This is a genomic window from Pseudomonas wayambapalatensis, from assembly GCF_049942315.1.
Lineage (GTDB): Bacteria > Pseudomonadota > Gammaproteobacteria > Pseudomonadales > Pseudomonadaceae > Aquipseudomonas > Aquipseudomonas wayambapalatensis.
On record NZ_JBNFMU010000187.1, the window covers coordinates 29,421 to 47,028 of the forward strand.

General features: G+C 57.0%; 17 protein-coding genes. 8 read left to right on the top strand and 9 right to left on the bottom strand.

Annotation, left to right across the window (positions count from 1 at the left end; genetic code table 11):
• Nucleotides 1–271 precede the first annotated feature (271 nt).
• On the bottom strand, nt 272–748 hold the full coding sequence (locus ACPZMI_RS14625) for a cupin domain-containing protein (protein WP_426352525.1): 477 nt from the start codon (nt 746–748) through the stop codon (nt 272–274).
• Nucleotides 749–892: 144 nt separating this feature from the next.
• Between ACPZMI_RS14625 and ACPZMI_RS14630 the strand changes: the two genes are divergently transcribed.
• The 6 genes from ACPZMI_RS14630 to ACPZMI_RS14655 all read left to right on the top strand — a co-directional run bounded on the left by ACPZMI_RS14630 (nt 893) and on the right by ACPZMI_RS14655 (nt 6,636).
• The gene (locus ACPZMI_RS14630; protein WP_426352526.1) at nt 893–2,680 is read left to right on the top strand and encodes a thiamine pyrophosphate-requiring protein; all 1,788 of its coding nucleotides are present in this window, start codon (nt 893–895) and stop codon (nt 2,678–2,680) included.
• A 350-nt stretch (nt 2,681–3,030) separates the two neighbouring features.
• A complete protein-coding gene (locus tag ACPZMI_RS14635) occupies nt 3,031–3,570 on the top strand; it encodes a type 1 glutamine amidotransferase domain-containing protein (RefSeq protein WP_426352527.1) in 540 nt (179 codons plus the stop codon).
• Nucleotides 3,571–3,656: 86 nt separating this feature from the next.
• A complete protein-coding gene (locus tag ACPZMI_RS14640) occupies nt 3,657–4,514 on the top strand; it encodes an SDR family oxidoreductase (RefSeq protein ID WP_426352528.1) in 858 nt (285 codons plus the stop codon).
• Nucleotides 4,515–4,683: 169 nt separating this feature from the next.
• Complete coding sequence (locus ACPZMI_RS14645) at nt 4,684–5,187, top strand: CinA family protein (protein ID WP_411382643.1); 504 nt, start codon at nt 4,684–4,686, stop codon at nt 5,185–5,187.
• A gap of 80 nt (nt 5,188–5,267) precedes the next feature.
• Nucleotides 5,268–5,660 carry a DUF421 domain-containing protein gene (locus ACPZMI_RS14650; RefSeq protein ID WP_411384475.1) on the top strand — a complete coding sequence of 131 codons (393 nt, stop codon included), beginning with the start codon at nt 5,268–5,270 and terminating at the stop codon, nt 5,658–5,660.
• A 511-nt stretch (nt 5,661–6,171) separates the two neighbouring features.
• On the top strand, nt 6,172–6,636 hold the full coding sequence (locus ACPZMI_RS14655; RefSeq protein ID WP_054893723.1) for a PA2171 family ribosome-binding persister protein: 465 nt from the start codon (nt 6,172–6,174) through the stop codon (nt 6,634–6,636).
• A 117-nt stretch (nt 6,637–6,753) separates the two neighbouring features.
• Here ACPZMI_RS14655 and ACPZMI_RS14660 read toward each other — a convergent pair whose 3' ends face one another.
• From ACPZMI_RS14660 to ACPZMI_RS14695, 8 genes are all read right to left on the bottom strand, one after another.
• A complete protein-coding gene (locus tag ACPZMI_RS14660; RefSeq protein WP_426352529.1) occupies nt 6,754–7,149 on the bottom strand; it encodes a hypothetical protein in 396 nt (131 codons plus the stop codon).
• Nucleotides 7,146–7,736, bottom strand: coding sequence for a hypothetical protein (locus ACPZMI_RS14665; protein ID WP_426352530.1), 591 nt, complete (start codon nt 7,734–7,736; stop codon nt 7,146–7,148). Before ACPZMI_RS14665 ends, ACPZMI_RS14660 begins: the two co-directional genes overlap by 4 nt.
• A gap of 338 nt (nt 7,737–8,074) precedes the next feature.
• Nucleotides 8,075–9,298, bottom strand: coding sequence for an MFS transporter (locus ACPZMI_RS14670; protein ID WP_426352531.1), 1,224 nt, complete (start codon nt 9,296–9,298; stop codon nt 8,075–8,077).
• A 94-nt stretch (nt 9,299–9,392) separates the two neighbouring features.
• The gene (locus tag ACPZMI_RS14675; protein ID WP_186720465.1) at nt 9,393–10,250 is read right to left on the bottom strand and encodes a LysR family transcriptional regulator; all 858 of its coding nucleotides are present in this window, start codon (nt 10,248–10,250) and stop codon (nt 9,393–9,395) included.
• A gap of 184 nt (nt 10,251–10,434) precedes the next feature.
• The gene (locus ACPZMI_RS14680; RefSeq protein ID WP_186720466.1) at nt 10,435–10,782 is read right to left on the bottom strand and encodes an MliC family protein; all 348 of its coding nucleotides are present in this window, start codon (nt 10,780–10,782) and stop codon (nt 10,435–10,437) included.
• 106 nt (nt 10,783–10,888) lie between these two features.
• Complete coding sequence (locus ACPZMI_RS14685) at nt 10,889–13,813, bottom strand: S8 family serine peptidase (RefSeq protein ID WP_426352532.1); 2,925 nt, start codon at nt 13,811–13,813, stop codon at nt 10,889–10,891.
• A 166-nt stretch (nt 13,814–13,979) separates the two neighbouring features.
• Entirely contained in the window at nt 13,980–14,636 is a 657-nt protein-coding gene (locus tag ACPZMI_RS14690; protein ID WP_426352533.1) for a glycosyltransferase family 25 protein, read from the bottom strand.
• 246 nt (nt 14,637–14,882) lie between these two features.
• Nucleotides 14,883–16,076 (bottom strand): D-alanyl-D-alanine carboxypeptidase family protein, encoded by a 1,194-nt coding sequence (locus ACPZMI_RS14695; protein WP_426352534.1) that lies wholly within the window; start codon nt 16,074–16,076, stop codon nt 14,883–14,885.
• A 284-nt stretch (nt 16,077–16,360) separates the two neighbouring features.
• Here ACPZMI_RS14695 and ACPZMI_RS14700 point away from each other — a divergent pair, with 284 nt between their 5' ends.
• Entirely contained in the window at nt 16,361–16,744 is a 384-nt protein-coding gene (locus ACPZMI_RS14700) for a DUF4398 domain-containing protein (RefSeq protein WP_186720470.1), read from the top strand.
• A 39-nt stretch (nt 16,745–16,783) separates the two neighbouring features.
• Nucleotides 16,784–17,572, top strand: coding sequence for an OmpA family protein (locus tag ACPZMI_RS14705; protein ID WP_426352535.1), 789 nt, complete (start codon nt 16,784–16,786; stop codon nt 17,570–17,572).
• Nucleotides 17,573–17,608 lie beyond the last annotated feature (36 nt).

Genomic DNA, 17,608 nt, shown 5'->3' on the forward strand with positions numbered 1-17,608 from the left:
GGCTGGCGCACCAGGCTGTTTTCAATGCAGCATCGCCGAGTATCAAGGTTCTTCATACAGAGCCTAGAGACGCTGTACCGTGCCCGTCCAACCACCACATCTTCCTGCTGCGGCCGGTGATGCACCCGTGGCAGGCCAAATTTGCATAAACAACGCGGGCGTGGGTGCGGTGGGCAGTTTCGAGAAGACGCCACTCGAAGGGCTCTGCAGGCGTTTGCGCTAATCACTGCCAGAGTCTTATCAAGGCACCATGAGCGCCCGTCACCGGGTCTTACTCAGGGTGCGGCACTCGGGCAATACGCGCCAGCGCCTGCTGGTGAGCGCCGGTTTCGGGTCGCTGGGTATCGTAATCTTCCTGCCCCTGGGGATAGGCGCCCACGACCAGGAATTCGTCGCTGGACGAGATGCAACGATGCCCTGTCCCTGCCGGCAAAACCAGAACATCGCCCGCCTTGACCGTCAGCGCCTGACCCGCTGCGCCGCCCAGCATGATCCGAGCCTGGCCGCGGGCAACGCCAAGCACCTCATGTGCATTGGGGTGAAAATGGTGGTAATCGAAAATCCCGGCGCGCCACAGCGGGATCCACTGATGAGCGGCGAACAAGGTCTCGAACGCGCTGGCATTGTCATCCCCAGGCGCAATTTTCAGCTGGTAGAGCAACACGGGCAAACGGCTATTGGGTGTCGCGCCATCGTCCTCGAATTGCAAGGCCTGGATGGGCTGGGCGCTACTGTCGATGGCAATCATGAGGGCATCCTGATCAGGCTGGTAATGTCCTTGAGAAGCCATACCCGTGCCGAGGTTCCTATGGGCTGACCACCTACAACCTGTTGAAACTTTACCCTCCGCGGCCCAGTCCAGACCCTATTGATCACAGATTGGGAGAAGACGATGACAACGACGGTAGGCGACTTCCTGGTCGAGCGCTTGTACCAGTGGGGCGTTCGACGCATCTTCGGCTACCCGGGGGACGGCATCAATGGCGTATTTGGTGCATTGAGCCGAGCCAACGGGAAGATTGAATTCATCCAGGCACGCCATGAAGAGATGGCCGCATTCATGGCCAGCGCTCACGCCAAGTTCACCGGCGAGCTCGGTGTCTGCATCGCCACCTCCGGACCCGGCGCCTCGCACCTGCTGACCGGCCTCTACGATGCACGAATGGATCACCAACCGGTACTGGCCATCGTTGGGCAGCAAGCGCGTGCGGCGCTAGGCGGGCATTACCAGCAAGAGCTGGACCTGTTGTCGATGTTCAAGGATGTGGCCGGAGCCTTCGTACAGCAGGCCTCGACCCCGGAGCAAGTGCGGCACCTGCTCGATCGTGCAGTGCGTACCGCCGTCGGCGAACGTCGGGTCACCGCCATCATCCTGCCCAATGACTTACAGGACCTGCCCTATCAGGAGCCGGCGAGGGCACACGGCACGGTGCATTCGGGCATCGGCTACAGCAAGCCCAAGGTCGTGCCGTTCGACGCTGACCTGCAGCGGGCGGCCGAGGTGCTCAATGCCGGGAAAAAGGTGGCGATCCTGGTCGGTGCCGGCGCCTTGCGGGCCACCGAGCAGGTCATCGCTGTCGCCGAAAAGCTCGGCGCCGGCGTGGCCAAGGCACTACTGGGCAAGGCCGTGCTGCCTGATGATCTGCCCTGGGTCACCGGTGCCATCGGCATGCTCGGTACGGAACCGAGCTACCAGTTGATGAATGAATGCGACACCTTGCTGATGATCGGCTCAGGCTTTCCCTATGCCGAGTTTCTGCCCAAGGAAGGTCAGGCCCGTGGCGTGCAGATCGACCTGCAACCGGACATGCTCAGCCTGCGCTATCCAATGGAAGTCAACCTGGTCGGCGATGCCAGCGAAACCCTGCAAGCGTTGCTGCCCTTGCTGCAGCACAAAAGCGAGCGGCGCTGGCGCGGCAAGGTTGAACGCTGGCGCACACAGTGGGACAAGACCCTGGAAAAGCGCGCGCTGGCCAAGGCCGACCCGATCAACCCGCAACGCGTGGTGTGTGAACTCTCCCCGCGCCTTCCGGACCACGCCATCGTCACCAGCGACTCTGGGTCGTGCGCCAACTGGTTCGCCCGCGACCTGAAGATCCGCCAAGGGATGCAGTGCTCATTGTCCGGCGGCCTCGCCAGCATGGGCGCGGCGGTACCTTACGCCATCGCGGCGAAGTTCGCCCACCCTCAGCGCGCGGTGGTGGCGTTGGTGGGTGACGGTGCGATGCAGATGAACAACCTGGCCGAGCTCATCACCGTGGCCAAGTACTGGCGCCAGTGGGACAACCCGCAGTGGATCTGCGCGGTGTTCAACAACGAAGACCTCAACCAGGTGACCTGGGAACAACGGGTCATGGAAGGTGACCCCAAATTCGAGGCTTCGCAATCGATCCCGGACGTGCCCTATCATCTGTTCGCCATTTCCATTGGCCTGCAAGGCATCTATGTGGAGCGTGAAGAAGACATTGCCAGCGCCTGGGAGCGCGCCCTGGCAGCCGACCGACCGGTGTTGATCGAGTTCAAGACCGACCCGGACGTCCCGCCGTTGCCGCCGCACATCAAACTTGAGCAAGCGAAGAAGTTCGCCAGTGCGTTGCTTCACGGCGAGCCGAATCAGGGTGGTGTCATCGTCCAGACTGCCAAGCAAGTCTTCAGCTCAGTACTGCCGAGTAAAAAATAGACCTTTGCAGAGACCCGCGCTCAGAGAGATTGGCCATCGTCTTCAATGTCTTCCTCAGCCTCTGCAGCACCAGTGGCGTCAGCGTCATTCAAAGGCGGTGAAGTCGGTCGGTTTTTGGTTGCATAGCAAAGCCTCCCGGCAATGTTACTCATGTGCCTGTGAGGGGCGAAGGACGAGAAAAATTCAAAGAAAACGCCAGGCGGCAAACTACGACGCCACGTCAATCACGCCTGCGATTTATTCAATTGCTGCCCATTGGTCAGCTTGGCGCGATTCGAAGCATCGTCTTTGAACTTAGCACGTGATGGATGGCCTTCCCTTTCAGGTCCATCGTAAACGGAGAATTCACAATGAATGCGCAACTTAGCGGCAAATGCGTGGCTTTCCTGGTCACTGACGGGTTTGAACAGATAGAGCTCACCGGCCCACGTGAAGCCTTGGAAAAAACTGGCGCCGTGGTCGACATCCTGAGTGACAAGGAGGGGACGGTACGCGGCTGGAACCATGACAAGCCGGCAGACGAGTTTGCCGTGGATGCAACGTTCGACAGTGCCAACCTGGATCTCTATGACGCCATTGTGCTGCCGGGCGGCGTGCAGAATTCCGACACCATCCGGCTGATACCCGGTGCCCAGAAACTGGTGAAAAGCCACCATTCTGCAAGCAAGCCATTGGCGGTCATCTGTCATGGCGCCTGGCTGCTCGTGTCGACCGACCTGGTCCAAGGCAAGCGGATGACCAGCTACAAGACGCTACAGGACGATATTCGCAACGCGGGCGGTGACTGGGTTGATGAAGAGGTAGTAGTGGATGGCAACCTGATCACCAGCCGCCAGCCGGACGATATCCCGGCATTCAACGAGCAACTGATCAAGATGCTGGCCGGTTGAGCCCTCTCTCAGCACACCCAACAAGGCAAGGAGCGCTGACACGATCAGCCTTGAAAATCCGTGGCACAACCGCAGGAGCTCTTCCCATGCGAGACTTCCCTACTCCGCCCTTTCCTTCGCAACCGCAAAGCGTCCCCGGCTCACAACGCAAGATGGAGCCCTATCCAGATTGTGGTGAGCACTCCTATATCGGCCACAACCGCCTGGAAGGCAAGATTGCGCTCATCACCGGTGCTGACAGTGGCATCGGGAGGGCAGTCGCCATCGCCTATGCACGCGAGGGTGCTGACGTCGCCATCGCTTACCTCGACGAACATGAAGATGCGCAGGAAACTGCGCGCTGGGTCGAAGCAGCAGGCCGAAAATGTCTTCTGCTGCCCGGAGACTTGGCGCAGAAACAGCACTGCCATGACATCGTCGAGAAGACCGTCAAACAGTTCGGGCGCATCGATATCCTGGTCAACAACGCCGCCTTCCAGATGGCCCATGAAACCCTGGAGGAGATCAGCGACGACGAATGGGTGAAAACCTTCGATACCAACATCACTGCTATCTTCAGGATCTGCAAAGCAGCATTACCCTCCATGCCCAAGGGTAGCTCGATCATCAACACGAGCTCGGTCAACTCCGACGACCCATCCCCAAGTTTGCTGGCCTACGCCACGACCAAGGGCGCCATTGCCAACTTCACGGCTGGTTTGGCTCAGCTACTAGGGAAGAAAGGGATTCGAGTCAACAGCGTTGCGCCTGGCCCCATCTGGACGCCTTTGATCCCGGCTACCATGCCCGACGAGGCCGTAAGAAACTTCGGCTCCAGCTACCCTATGGGGCGGCCAGGACAGCCGGTGGAGGTCGCTCCAATCTACGTGCTGCTCGGCTCCGACGAGGCGAGCTACATCAGTGGTTCACGGTACGCCGTTACTGGCGGGAAACCGATCCTCTGACGAAAAAGCGGCTCGCCAGAAGGCGAGCCTACTTCCTGATTCTCGGGATGAAATCAGCGTTGTGCTACCCCTCCTCACGTGCTGTTTTCTGCGCCGTGGACACCGATTGAGCTGAACCAATCACCGTTTGATTGCGTCCACCGCACAACAACGAGCGAGTCGATGTCTTATGGCAAGCGAACCGGTATTGACTGCCCTCAGCTATCTCAAAGACAACAAGTTGATCCTGACGACTGCAGAATCGTGCACGGCAGGTTGCATGGTCGCGCTTCTGGCGGCGGTGCCAGGCACCGGGGAGGTGCTGGAAAGTGGCTATGTGGTCTACTCCCCCAGCGCCAAGAAACGTTTGCTTGGCGTCAGCGCCGAAACCATCGAACGCTACGGCCTGACCAGCGAGCCAGTAGCCTGGGAAATGGCGCTGGGGGTCTTGAGAGACAGCGACGCCAATGTCGCGATCGCTACCACTGGCGTCGCGGGGCCCGCGCCTGAGTCTGGTGTGCCACCGGGCACCCTGTGCTTTGCCTGGGCTTTTGCCGGGGAGCCCACAGCCGTATTTACCCGTACCCAACGCTTCTTCGGTGAGCGGTCCGATGTCATGCGACAGGGAGCGTTGTTCGGGCTGACGCGACTTGCTCACTATCACCAACGCTGGCTTCGCGGCGAGCGCGCCTGAGGGCAAGGGATCATGCCGGAAGACGAGTGGGCGTCCAGACGCAATCCTGTTCAAGAAGACATGTCGATGCAGCAACGCGTCTGGCGCTTCGAGCGCGTTGGCTGGTATGTACTGGTGGTCATCGTCCTGTTGGCCTGCTGCTGATTATTGGAGAGGCGACTCAACAGGCGCTGCTGGGTGAGGATTTTTCGTTCACCAACGCCATGCTGGTGATTGCTACGCTGATCGTCCTCGACGTAGGGCTGTCGTTGGCGAAGCTCAACTCCAAGCCCTTGGCGCGGCTTCTGGATGGGCACGCTACCCTGGTCGTCGAAAACGGGCGCTTTCTGCATCACCGAATGCGCCGCGCACGCCTCACGGAAGACGACATTCTTGAGTCGGCGCAGGATAGCCAGGGTATCGAAAACATCGAGCAGGTGAAGTTTGCCATCGTGGAGCGCAATGGCAAGATCTCGATCATTCCAGCCGATTAAAGCACCCATATCGCCTGGGCATGATCGATGCTGGGAACGGGCATCCTGTCACGATGGGACATCAACCACTCGCGCATACGCTCGGCATCGAAAATCTGCCCCTCTTCCATCATCATCAGAATGAGTGAATGGGACATCCGGTAACAACCACATCGGGAGCATCGCCGCTCCTCCCAGCCGCTGATGCATTCGACGGACTCAGCCTGCCCAGCGCAAATTAGACAACTCATGTCAGCCCCCTTTTGTTCTTGTTCAGTTGAGGGTGGGTGAAAGGATCTGGTGCATTCAATGTCTCTCGCATGACATATGATTTCCATGCCACGCCTAAATTCCTTCTACTTGGCAACCCATCACAAGACCTTCCACCTGGCTGTTAATAGGGCAGCACTGGTCATCGCTGATCTGTGCGCGGATCGCTGATGCCACCCATCGTGAACGTTGAACCCCGCCGCTTCGCAATGACTCAACCCCAGGCAAGTTTTGTATTCTCAACCCGTGATGAGGCAACGCCATGAACGCTATCGATTTGCTGATTCAGGATCACAAGCTGGTGAAGAAACTTCTTGAAGAACTGTCCGCCACCACAGAGCGAGCCGTGAAAAAACGTGCCGAGCTACTGCAGAGAATCGAGCAGGAATTGCAGATTCACACCGCGCTCGAGGAGGAAATCCTCTACCCGGCCATCAAGGAAGCCGGGGGCAAGGAAGAAGCGAAGATGTACTACGAGGCCAAGGAGGAGCATCGCACTGTCGACTCCCTCGTCATCCCTGACCTTCTCGGCACTGACACCGGCACCGTTGAGTTTGCCGGTCGGGTCAAGGTCATGAAAGAGCTGCTGGAGCATCACATCGAGGAAGAAGAAGGCGAACTCTTCCCGACCGCCAAAAAACTCCTTGGCAAAGACATGCTGGAACAGCTCGGGCAAACCATGGAAACCCAGAAAAAGTTGCTCAAGGGCGAGCAGCGGGCCGCCTGATGGGGCCATTCCCTGCCAGCCTGATGAAGCTGGCAGGGCATTTCTCATCGAGCTTGTGTCCCAGGAAGCAGTGGAAACAGCTCAGGCAGCAGGTTTGAGCGCCCCGACCTGGCTTGCTCAGGCGCTGGGGGTGAGCTTGATGCCACCACAGCGACCCCGAGTCAGCAGGTAATCCACCTGCCTGGCCCGATTGACCGCCACGCGGATTTCACAGCTGGCCGAGTTGACCACATCGCCCCAATACTCGGTATGCACCAGCTGGCCGTTCTGCGGACCGGTGTAGGTACCCAGCGCTTCACGCGATACGTAAGAGGTGTCGCGGCGATAGATCAGCACCACCCAGTCCTTCTCCGGTGCCAGCGCGATCTCGCTGGGTGTACCGAAGTGATCGACCGCCTGGGCCACCGAGCGGTTCTTCCAGTAACTGCGCGCCTGGGCTTCGGGCAGGGTCGGAATGGCGGAGCAGCCGCCGAGCAGCAGTGCAGCGATGGTCAGCGAGAGCAGTGTTTTCATCGCACGACCTCCTTGGCAGGTGCATTCCTGGCGGGCATCTGGTCGAAGGCCTGATCGACCATCTTCAGGATGAGGTCCCTGCCATGCTCTCGGTTACGCAACTGGAACAGGCCTGGAGCGGTCGCCACCATCTGGGTGGGCAGCATCTTGCCCATCGGAATCATGAACTTGGCCTGGCGCTGGCTTGGCTGGCAAAGGAAGTCACGGCTCTGCGCCAACCAGGTCTCGGGCTTCTTCTGCCACTGGGTGGAGACCTTCATCGGCCGGATATCGTTGTAGAACTTGTCGACGTTCTGCGCACCCTTGAGGCGCACACGATTCTTGGCGCAATCGACCTCGACGTCATAGGCGGTCATGGTCGGCTTGGCGCCCTCTTCGTAAAGCCTGAATACCCCAAGCGAACGGATACCGCCCGGGCGCTGGAAGATATTGGCAGGCTCGCCATCAACGACGAAGGCTTCGTTCTTGTACATGCCGCCTTGCTGGTGGATGAGCCAGTAGTCGCCGACCGAGGAAGGTTCGGCTTGTGCGGTAACTGCACCGCAGCAGAGCAATGCCGCAAGCCCTTGCTTGAGGGAAATGGTCATGACGCAACAGTCCTTGTCAGTGTTATCGCCCGGACCCAAAGCATCCGAGGAAGTAGGCATGGCAAGCTAGTTGCCTGACAGGGTTACGTCAAATCAAGTGTCGACGACTGTGAGCGGGAGCACACATGGTTGCGGCGTCAGCATGCCGCTAGCATCACCTCAAGAAGCCACGCAACCAAAGGCACAGATTCCCCCACGCCCGGCTCAGCCATCCGCCCTCGGGTACGGCATGCTGCCCGTAAGTACTGCAAGCGTGACCGGGGTCTGCAACCCAATTTCCACGCGACTGGTCATATCCTTCCAGACCTTGATGGAATCCAAATATCTCGACGCTTGCTCTACTTGCCACGACATTTATTAGGCTCTATCTCAAGCTGCCCGGTGCTAGTGTGGCTTCGCCAGTGGACATGGATAAGGGCCAAGCATCCCAAGGATCCGATGATGGCTACCAATGTCGTGATACCCGTGGACAATCCGAAGAAGTCGATCAAGTAGCCGGTGACCACTGGAATTGTTCCAGCTGGAATGTACCCACCCATATTGAAAATCGCATTGGCTTCAGCCCTCCGCTCGCTGCGGACATTGTCTGCGATAAGTGTGAGGCCACCCAATTGGCCTAGCCCTTGTCCTGCTCCGGCGAAGAGGGCTGAAGCAATCAGCCAGGACACAGAGTTCATTTCCATGGCGATCCAGACGCTACTCATCGACGCAATCGTGGCCGCCCCGCTAATGGTGAAGATCGTGCGATGGCCAAATCGTTTGGCTGCGAACTGGACACCTACCGCAACAATGAACATGAAGAATGCCATGCAGCCGGTAATCAACGGACTGCTCATTCCCATGAACGTGGCGATCAGCTTCGGGCCCAAGGAAAGGATGAACGAAGTAGATGTGAGGCCGGGCCCAAAGAAAGCGATGCCCAGCAGGACGATACCTACGCTCTCTTTCGGAACGGTTGGTAAGCGCAGCTTGAACGAACCAACCCCCAGCTTGCGGTTTTTTTGGCCTAAAAGAGCAAAAAACGCCAGGCAAAGAAGAGCGATCTCAATCTCAAAGACCGTGTGAATGGGAGTGGCGAAATACTGCGCGACGATGCCAGCCAGTAACGGCCCTGCACCTGCACCGGTAACCATCGCCACAGACGCCATCAACGAAGCAAAGTGCTTTCGGTGCGGTTGAGCGTGCTCAACGACGTTGGCCATACCTCCGGATACCACCAATCCAACAGATATACCGGTGAGGAAGCGAGCCGCCATGAGGGCACCAATGCTTTCGGCCTGGTGGAACAGGATAGCGCCGATGATTGCCAAGCCGATGCAGGGCAGCAGCAGAGCTTTGCGTCCGTAGTGGTCGGATAGCTGTCCTGCCACCGTCAGAGTGAACAGCAGTCCGATGATGTAGCAGGCGAAAATCACGGCCAGGGTTCCAGACGTAAAGCCTAAGGTCTGCTGCCAGATGCTGTAGAGCGGAGTAGCGGCGTTGGAGAGGATAAAAATCGCGGTGACGATCCATGCTGTTCGATACACAGCGAGTGTCCCCTGTTGGGGTGTTGTGCTGTTCATGAGCGAGGTCTCTCTGATAACTGGTGCGGGCCAGATTAATCAGAGGACTGATGGACGCCCATTCGCTGGAGGCGCAAACGGGGTGTGAAAAAATTCACATTGATGTGGTTTTTGCCAAGCCTTCAATGAGGAAGTCGAGTACCACTCTGATCTTCGCTGAGTTTCGCAAGTCCTCGTGAAAAGCGAGCCAGATTGGAAGCTCAAGGGCAGGGATATCCTTGTCAGCTCTCACAAGCCCATACTCGGCAGCCAAGAAGTCCGGCAGGTAAACCACTCCCGCTCCCCCAACTGCTGCGAGTGCCTGGATCCGCAAGTCGTTGCTGGTCACCGAAAGCTCCCGACCATCGAGATGATCCATAAGCCATCTCTGCTGTGTTGACTCCACCATGCTTTGGTCATAGCCAATGAACTCGAAGTATTCAGGAGATCGCTTCGCCAAGTAGGCCTCGCTTGCACAAGGGTAAAAGCACAATGTTCCCAGGTTTTTGGCAACAACACTTCGCTCTTCAGGTCGATTGAAAGTGATCGCGATATCCGTTTCTTTTCTCGCCAAGGACGCAGTCGATTTTGCTCCCACCAACCTGATCTGAAGTCGAGGATGACGCTCACGTAGCTCCCCCAATCTGCGAGCTACCAGAGTGCCTAGGTAGGCAGGAGGCGCTGACAAAACGACCTCACCTTCCACTCGACACTCCTCGCCGTCGACAAAGCGTTCCAGCGCGAACGATGCCGACTCCATCAGCGCTGCATACTCGCCCACTCGGAGGCCGTCCTCGGTGAGTGCGTACATGCGCGCTCTGCGGTCGACAAGCTTCATGTTCAATGCGGTTTCGAGGGCAGAGATCCTTCTTGCAACCGTGGCATGCTCGACACCTAAAGACCGAGCTGCTGCTGCCAATGATCCTTCTCGAACGAAAGCAATAAAATATCGGAGGCTTTCCCAATCAAACATGGCGACTCAATAGATGGTTGATCAACAGTCATGAATGTATCAGCACCCACTCAACTAGGGCAATGTCAAGGCTTGCAAAACACAGGGCTGGCGATTTTCTAGGAAAACTCCGAACACGTTGCCCGTCAGCCAGAAATGGATGGCTTAGGGATGCCGAAAAGGTGCTGACTTGATCGGAGAACCCCTAAAGTACAGCAGTGCATTTACGAACTCCTTGCCCACTCAATGTCAGTAACGCTTCAACTTCGCCCTCCGCCCATAAACTGTTCCCTTTTCCGTCGGAATATTTGGCCCCTGAAGCTGTGCGCTCTTCCTCCAGAGTGAAAAGTTTGCCACCGACGAAAACGTTTGCAGCGTCCTCTCCAATGAAGGTTACATCCACCTCCGTGCCTTCACATATGTAAGCGGCCTTATCTTGAGCCGCCAATGACGCACTAACGTCTTTTCGTTCATTGCCACTATCATTACAGGCAGACAGGGCCAAGCAGGCCATACTCGCACCGATCACTAAAGGAAGTTGTTTTAGCCACATACTACAGCGCCTCCAAAAACCGAGAGAACATCATCAATGTGTATATCATGCCCTCCAAAAGCCGCGCGAGCAGTTGAAGAGCACGTCAAGAACGATATATCTTCCGTCAGAACTCGTAACTTAATTTAAGCGTAGCGCCAGCACTGTTTCCGATCTTTTCTCCGAGGGTTTCTTTGAGCGCCAAACTCGCCTGTACACTTCCGTGACGCGCACGCACGGCCAAGCCTGCACTTAAAAGATCGCGAGACTGTTCGGCCGAGTTCTGTTTCACCTCCATGCCTTCAAGGGTAGCGGTGCTGCTTGCCCCTCGTGAACTCAAAGAACGATGGTAGCCAAGGTTAAGCTCAGGCTCGACTGACCAACTACCCATCGGTATGCCGCGCCCAATACTCAGTTCAACAGTAGCGAAGGTAGCGTCCTTACTCGCTTTATTCACGCCCAGCGCCAGCTCGCTGTTCTTTTCTCGCCTATCGCTCAATTGTGTATGTGTTGCCACCAACCCGATCCTGGGCTCGATACGCCAGTCTGCATACCGCTGCTGGTACCCAACGTTGATGCTCGCATGATAGAGCTGGCCATTGCTGTCCCCTTTTGCACTCGTGAACCCGGTCAGATCCCTTTTACTCTTAGCATCAAAATAACCGGCCCCGAGGATACCGCTCAGGTAGGGGCCTTGCTGCAGGCTGTCGAAAGCATGAATGAAACCAACAGAAAGCTGAGTGATATCAAATTCAACTTTTCCACCGGCGCTGCTCACGCGCCCTTTAGTCTGGGCTAGCGTAGCCCCACCTTGATTTTGCTCATCGATTTTTTGGATGATGCCAATTGCTATGCCGTCGCTTCGCTCTCTGCTGTTACTGGCACTCGAGCCGCCCTCATTGCGCTGTCCAGAGGTGAGGCCTTGCATCCACAATCGAGTCGTCTGGCCAGGAGAGACATTGGAAAGTTCGGAAGACATAGCATTGTTTACGGCGATAGGTTGCCGACTCAAGTACGCTAAACTGTCGGCATAGACCTGACCACCCGCGTTGCGAGGCAGATCGTCGAGATAGCCTCTCGATAAATTGCTTTGAAGCCATTCGTTATAAGCCCCCGCACGCAGTGCGATAGGTCGATCTCGCAACGCGTTTAGCGCACTTGCAGTTCTCGCCGTATTTCCTCTCAAGTCTTTTTGGCCGGGCAGCTCTGTCGATGCCAAGATCAAATCGACAGAGTGCTGGCGGAATCTCAGGTCATATCGCATGCCTCGCTCGGCGAGTCCCGGGGCTTGTTGCAAGCTATCGAAGCCACCGCCGTAACCTGCTCCTTGGCTCGCAACGATGAGCGGTTGTACGGTTCCAACGCTATGGGTAGGTCCAGCGGTGAGCTGAATTCGACCGCCGAGATTAGCGAATGCCGCTGGCCCTTCAAGGCGGATTGCCGCATGTTGGCTGTCTGTGGTCTTGAGGGTACTGGTAGTCGACAGTTCCAGCGAGCGAGTGAAGGATAGTGCGCTGACCTCCCGGTCGACTACGAGCGTACCCTCCAATCTGGTAGGTGCATTCACCTGGCCCCTGCCGCGCAATTCACCACTTTCAGCGACCGTCAGTCCTGGGCCCGTCAACGCGCCATTCACGACCAGCCGCCCACTGCGAACATGACTAGTTGTAGAGAACTGGTTGGTACCGTCAAGCGCCAACTCGCCCTGGTCTACAGTAACACCCGAAAAACGGTTGTTGCCTGCAAGGGTCAAAGTACCTGCACCGCTTTTGGTAAGTGTGCCACCAGACGTTATATCGTTATTCCAGACGTCACGACCACTCCAGCGAAGCGCGGTTGGGTTCATCGTCAAGGTTTGATCGCCAAAGAGCATCGCGGGCCCTTTGATTGCTTTTCCTAGGTTTAAAAGTCCCCAACCGAATTCGGTATCCACACCAGGATTGCCAAGATCCGAGGCCGTCGTCAGCAACGTCATTCTTACCTGCGCAATACTCAGATAAGGAAACCGCTCAGCAATCAATGCTGCGCTTGAACTCACTAGCGGGGTTGAAAAAGAGGTTCCACCACTCTCCTTATAAACATACTCGATATTACCATCTTCGTTCACGCTCGCGTCCACCACATACAGGTCGCCTGGAGCCGCCAAGCACCAGTCTCTTGAAACACCGCACTCATTTGAATAGTCCGTCAACCTTCCGTCTGCCCCAACTGCAACCACGCTCAGAAAGCCACTCTCCAGCTCTGGCCTATATCGAGGCAATGTCGCGAGCAACCCAGGTTGAACGTTACTTTCGTTACCTGCAGCGAATGTGAATAAGCGCCCACTTTTCACGCCACTTACGAGTTCGTCAATGAAGGGGTGCTTAGCGGCGGGGTCAATTCTTGAGTACGCCAGATCGACCGATTCGGGCGTCTCGCCAATAGGGTCATCATTATAACTATTGCTGATTATTCTAACCGAAGGTGCTTTCTGCTGAAGCGTGGACAGTGCGCCGTAAAAGTATTCCTCTTTTCCGGGCGTCAGCAAGGAGGATGGGAGTTCTACTGCATTGTCATCCGACTCATCCTCATCCTCGTCTTCATCCACTTCTCCCACCTCTGTTTGAAATAGTCGAGACTCAGGCGCAACGCCACCTACAAATGTGAACTCACCAAGGCTTTCTGTGCGCGATGCGATAATTCCACTAACACTCGCCCCATGACTTTCAATCGTGGGTAGTCCGGTTTTCTTGTCTGTACCGAACTTCGGAATTGAGAGATCCGAGTCAAACGCCATGTCATTGATGATTGTACGGTTGATCAGTGGTCGAATATCCAGCCCGAAAAAAGCAGGGTGCTGCGGAAGAAACCCGCGATCAATGACACCCACGTCGACTCCGCGACCGAACAGTTTTAGTTCGCGAGCAGCAGGTACGTCAACATAATCCTGCTCCCACCCACTAGAGTTATTCGCTGCATTTGCGTGACTCGATAATGCGGCCAGCAGGGGTGCCAGGGCGAGCTGTGTTAATGATTTTGCGTCGAGAGTGCATTTGTTCAAGGACGGCTTCACTGTACGTTCTCATTCAATAGGAAATCAAGTCAAGAGTAGGCGCCAGCATGACTTCCGAAAACGCCCACGCCTGGCTAGATAGTCTTGACCCTGCCAAGCTGAATACGGTGCCAGCGAGATTTCCGAAATACCGCTGCTTGTCGACATCCACACAACGTCACCCGACTTAAAAGTCAAGCCGCAATAGTGTGCGCCAGAAGTTTTTTATGGGCGAACGCCAGTGCTTTCGCCAATTGTTTTCCCACCATTCATCTTCGTTTTGGATCACCCCCTCGATATCACTGCTCGCCTCGCTAGCGGAATGCTGTCGGAACATCATCGGAAATACGCAGTGTTGCCGAATCCGCTTTTTGAACATCACGTCCACTGGGATACCGTCATAGGGAGTTTTTGCCAAAATCTCACAGCCCGCTCGCGAAAGCACATAGGCATGAAGAGCGACTACGCGCCCTCTCGCAATGAAGGGGCACCACGTCAGCCACGTTCGCCCCATGCTGTAACCCAGGTGCAAGGATTCGAAGTGTCGCGTGCGCATGAAACGATTTATCCACGCGACACGACCCACCTTGACGTCGTAGGGTTTCGCGTCATCCTCAAAGATGAGAATCCTGCCCAGACCTTCATCGAGCGCTTGTTGGGCAAGTCTCTGATGAGACAGATAGCAGCCGCGCTGTGGGTTGCTGTCCTTTTGCGCGATGTGGAAGATCACTCGCTGGCCGAGTCGCTCACCGATCTCGCGCCTGAATAACGCTCGCCTGTCGCTTCGCACATCGAGCGAAATGCAATAAACAGCGTCAACATCAAATTTAATTTTACTCTGCATTCCAACCACCCGACTCAACTGGCTGGAAATATTGGAGCTGCATCCACCCTCCAATATATAGGAGGATTCTTATATCTGCCCTCGCTGAAGCTAGCGCCGTACGTACAGTCGAGGCTGCCAGGTCGAAAACATGAGTATTAGTTGCGAAACACCAACGAGTTGCCTGACAGCATTGGGGCAGATCACGCCTCGCCTTCGGTGACCCGTCGCGCACATGTCCCCGGCATTAACAACACTCCACGAGCCTCACTCCAACAAGCCGCTCAACCAAAGGCACAGACTCCCCCATGCCCGGCTCAGCCATCCGCCCTCAGGTACGGCATGCTGCGCGATGATCGGCTCGGCCTTGATCAAACTACCCGCCAGGCTCCAACGCACCACACCTACCTGCTGGCCCTGCTCGACCGGCGCGATAATCGGCTCGAAATACTCGACCTCGCCCGTCAGGCCCGCCTGCTGCCCCGTAGGCACTGATAGCGTGACCGGGGCCTGAAACCCAATTTCCACGCGACTGGTCATACCCTTCCAGACCTTGATGGAATCTAAAGATGCCAAGGCTTGGTCTACCTGAACCTGCTCGAAGGCACGGTAGCCCCAACTGATCAGGCCCGCCGCCTCTTCGGCCCTGCGCTTTTCATTCTCGGCGCCCAGCAGCACCAGCAGCATGCCGCGCTCATGCGTGGCATCGACTCGCCGCTGTGCAGTCGCCACCAGACAGTAGCCTGCTGCCGCTGTGTAGCCTGTCTTCATGCCCGTCACGGTCGGATCGCTGAACAGCAATGAATTGCGATTCCTGCGATTGGCCGTCGGCGTTCCGGGATAGTGATATTCCTTGATCGCGAAATAGTGCGCGTAGTCAGGAAATCCGTTCACCAACCTCAGCGCCAAGGCACCCAGGTCGACGGCGCTGCTGAGGTGGCCCTCTTCAGGCAGGCCAGCAGGGTTCATGAAATGGGTATCGAGCATACCCAGGCGTTGCGCCTCGGCATTCATCATGATCACGAACTGATCGACCGTACCGCCCACCACCTCAGCCAATACATAGGCCGCGTCGTTGCCTGATTGCACCAGAAGGCCTTTGATCAGATCGTCCACGGTGACCTCCATGCCGGCGTGAAGGTACATGGTCGTGCCCGATTTTTTCCAGGCAGAACCACTGATGGACACCTTTTGCTGCAGGTCGATGTGCTGGGCACGCAACGCCTTGAACACCAACAACGCCGTCATCAATTTGGTGGTGGAGGCGGGTTCGAATCGCCGATTCCCGTCTTTTTGCGCGAGAACTTGTTTCGTATCGGGGTCAATCAACACATAAGCCTTCGCAGATACATTAGCGCCGCCGGCAAGTACCGCCTGACTCAAGATCAACAGCGTGGCGCTACAGACGGCAATAGTCAGGTGGTTGCGAAAACGCGCCGTGGGTGTCACGCAAGACTTCATCAGGTCTCCAGATTATCGAACAGGGCATGGATGCACCCGATAAAAACCTAAACGACAGTAATTTGCCAAATGATCGCTCATCATCGATAGCGTGATGCCTGCGCATCCGATAACGCCTTAACCACCATCACGCCAAACATGAGCAAATATCACGTATTTACCCGCTAACGCGCAGTACTTATAGTTTTTGCGCAAGATGAACTTCAGCAATCCCGAACAACTACAACTTACGGCACGCATGATTCCTCTGCACACATTGAACTCTCGTAAAGGAATAATTCGCCATGATAAAGCCCTATGTACTTATCGGCAGGCAGCGCACATTGATATTGGCATTGGGGTGTTGCGCCCTGCTCACAGGTTGCGCCAGCGACTCACCGAGCGCCCAGTACGCTGTAGCCCAGTCCCAGGTGGACGCCGCCGTCGGCGCTGGGGGTACCGAGTTCGCCGCCATCGAGATGCGCGCGGCCCAGGACAAGCTCAAGCAGGCCGCAGTCGCCATGCACGGTGCTGACAACAGCGAGGCCCGCAGGCTTGCCGAGCAAGCGGAATGGGACGCCAGGGTTGCAGAGCGCAAAGCCCAGGCCGCCAAGGCTGTGAAGGCGGCAAGCGACGCCCAGCGCGGAGCCCAGGACGTCCTCGGCGAGGCCATGCGCAGCGCCCGGTAAACAGCGCCCTACCCATTGTGTTTGAAAGGAAATGCATTCATGCAAAAGACCCTCTTGATCCCCGCCCTGCTGACACTGGGCGCTATCGCTGGCTGCTCGCACGCGCCAAACGCTCAATTGGAGCAGGCACGCGTGAACCTCGCCACGCTGCAGAGCGATCCACAGGCAAGCCAGGTCGCCGCCGTCGAGACCAAAGAGGCCGAGCAGGCTCTGGACCAGGCTGACCTGGCCTACCTCGATGGAGAAGACGAACAGAAAGTCAGTCACCTGGCCTACCTGGGCAACCAGCGGGTGGAGGTTGCAAGGCAGACGGTGACACTGCGTGTTGCCGAAGCAGACCTGAGGAACGCCAGCGCCCTGCGGGCACAGGCCAAACTCGAAGCCCGCGAAGCGCAGATTCGAAAGCTGCGCGAAAGTCTCAATGCCAAGCAGACACCACGCGGCACCGTGGTCACCTTCGGTGATGTGCTGTTCGACTTCGACAAGGCTTCGCTCAGGACCAGTGCCCACGCCAACATTGGGCGTCTTGCGCAGTACCTGAATGAAAATCCCGAGCGCAAGGTGATCGTTGAAGGTTTTACCGACAGCAAAGGCCCGGCGCCTTACAACCTGAAGCTCTCCGATCGCCGGGCCACCAGCGTCCAGGCCGCCTTGGTGCGCGCTGGGGTCGACCCGCGGCGCATTGTGGTCAGGGGTTACGGTGAGGATTTCCCGGTGGCGGACAACGCCGATAGCACTGGCCGTGCGCAGAACCGTCGCGTGGAAGTCACCATTTCCAATGACGACCAGCCAGTCACGGATCGCCGCCTTTCACCTGCGAACTTCTGAAAGCCCGCCCGCCAATGGCCCAGGCGCTGTCGTCGA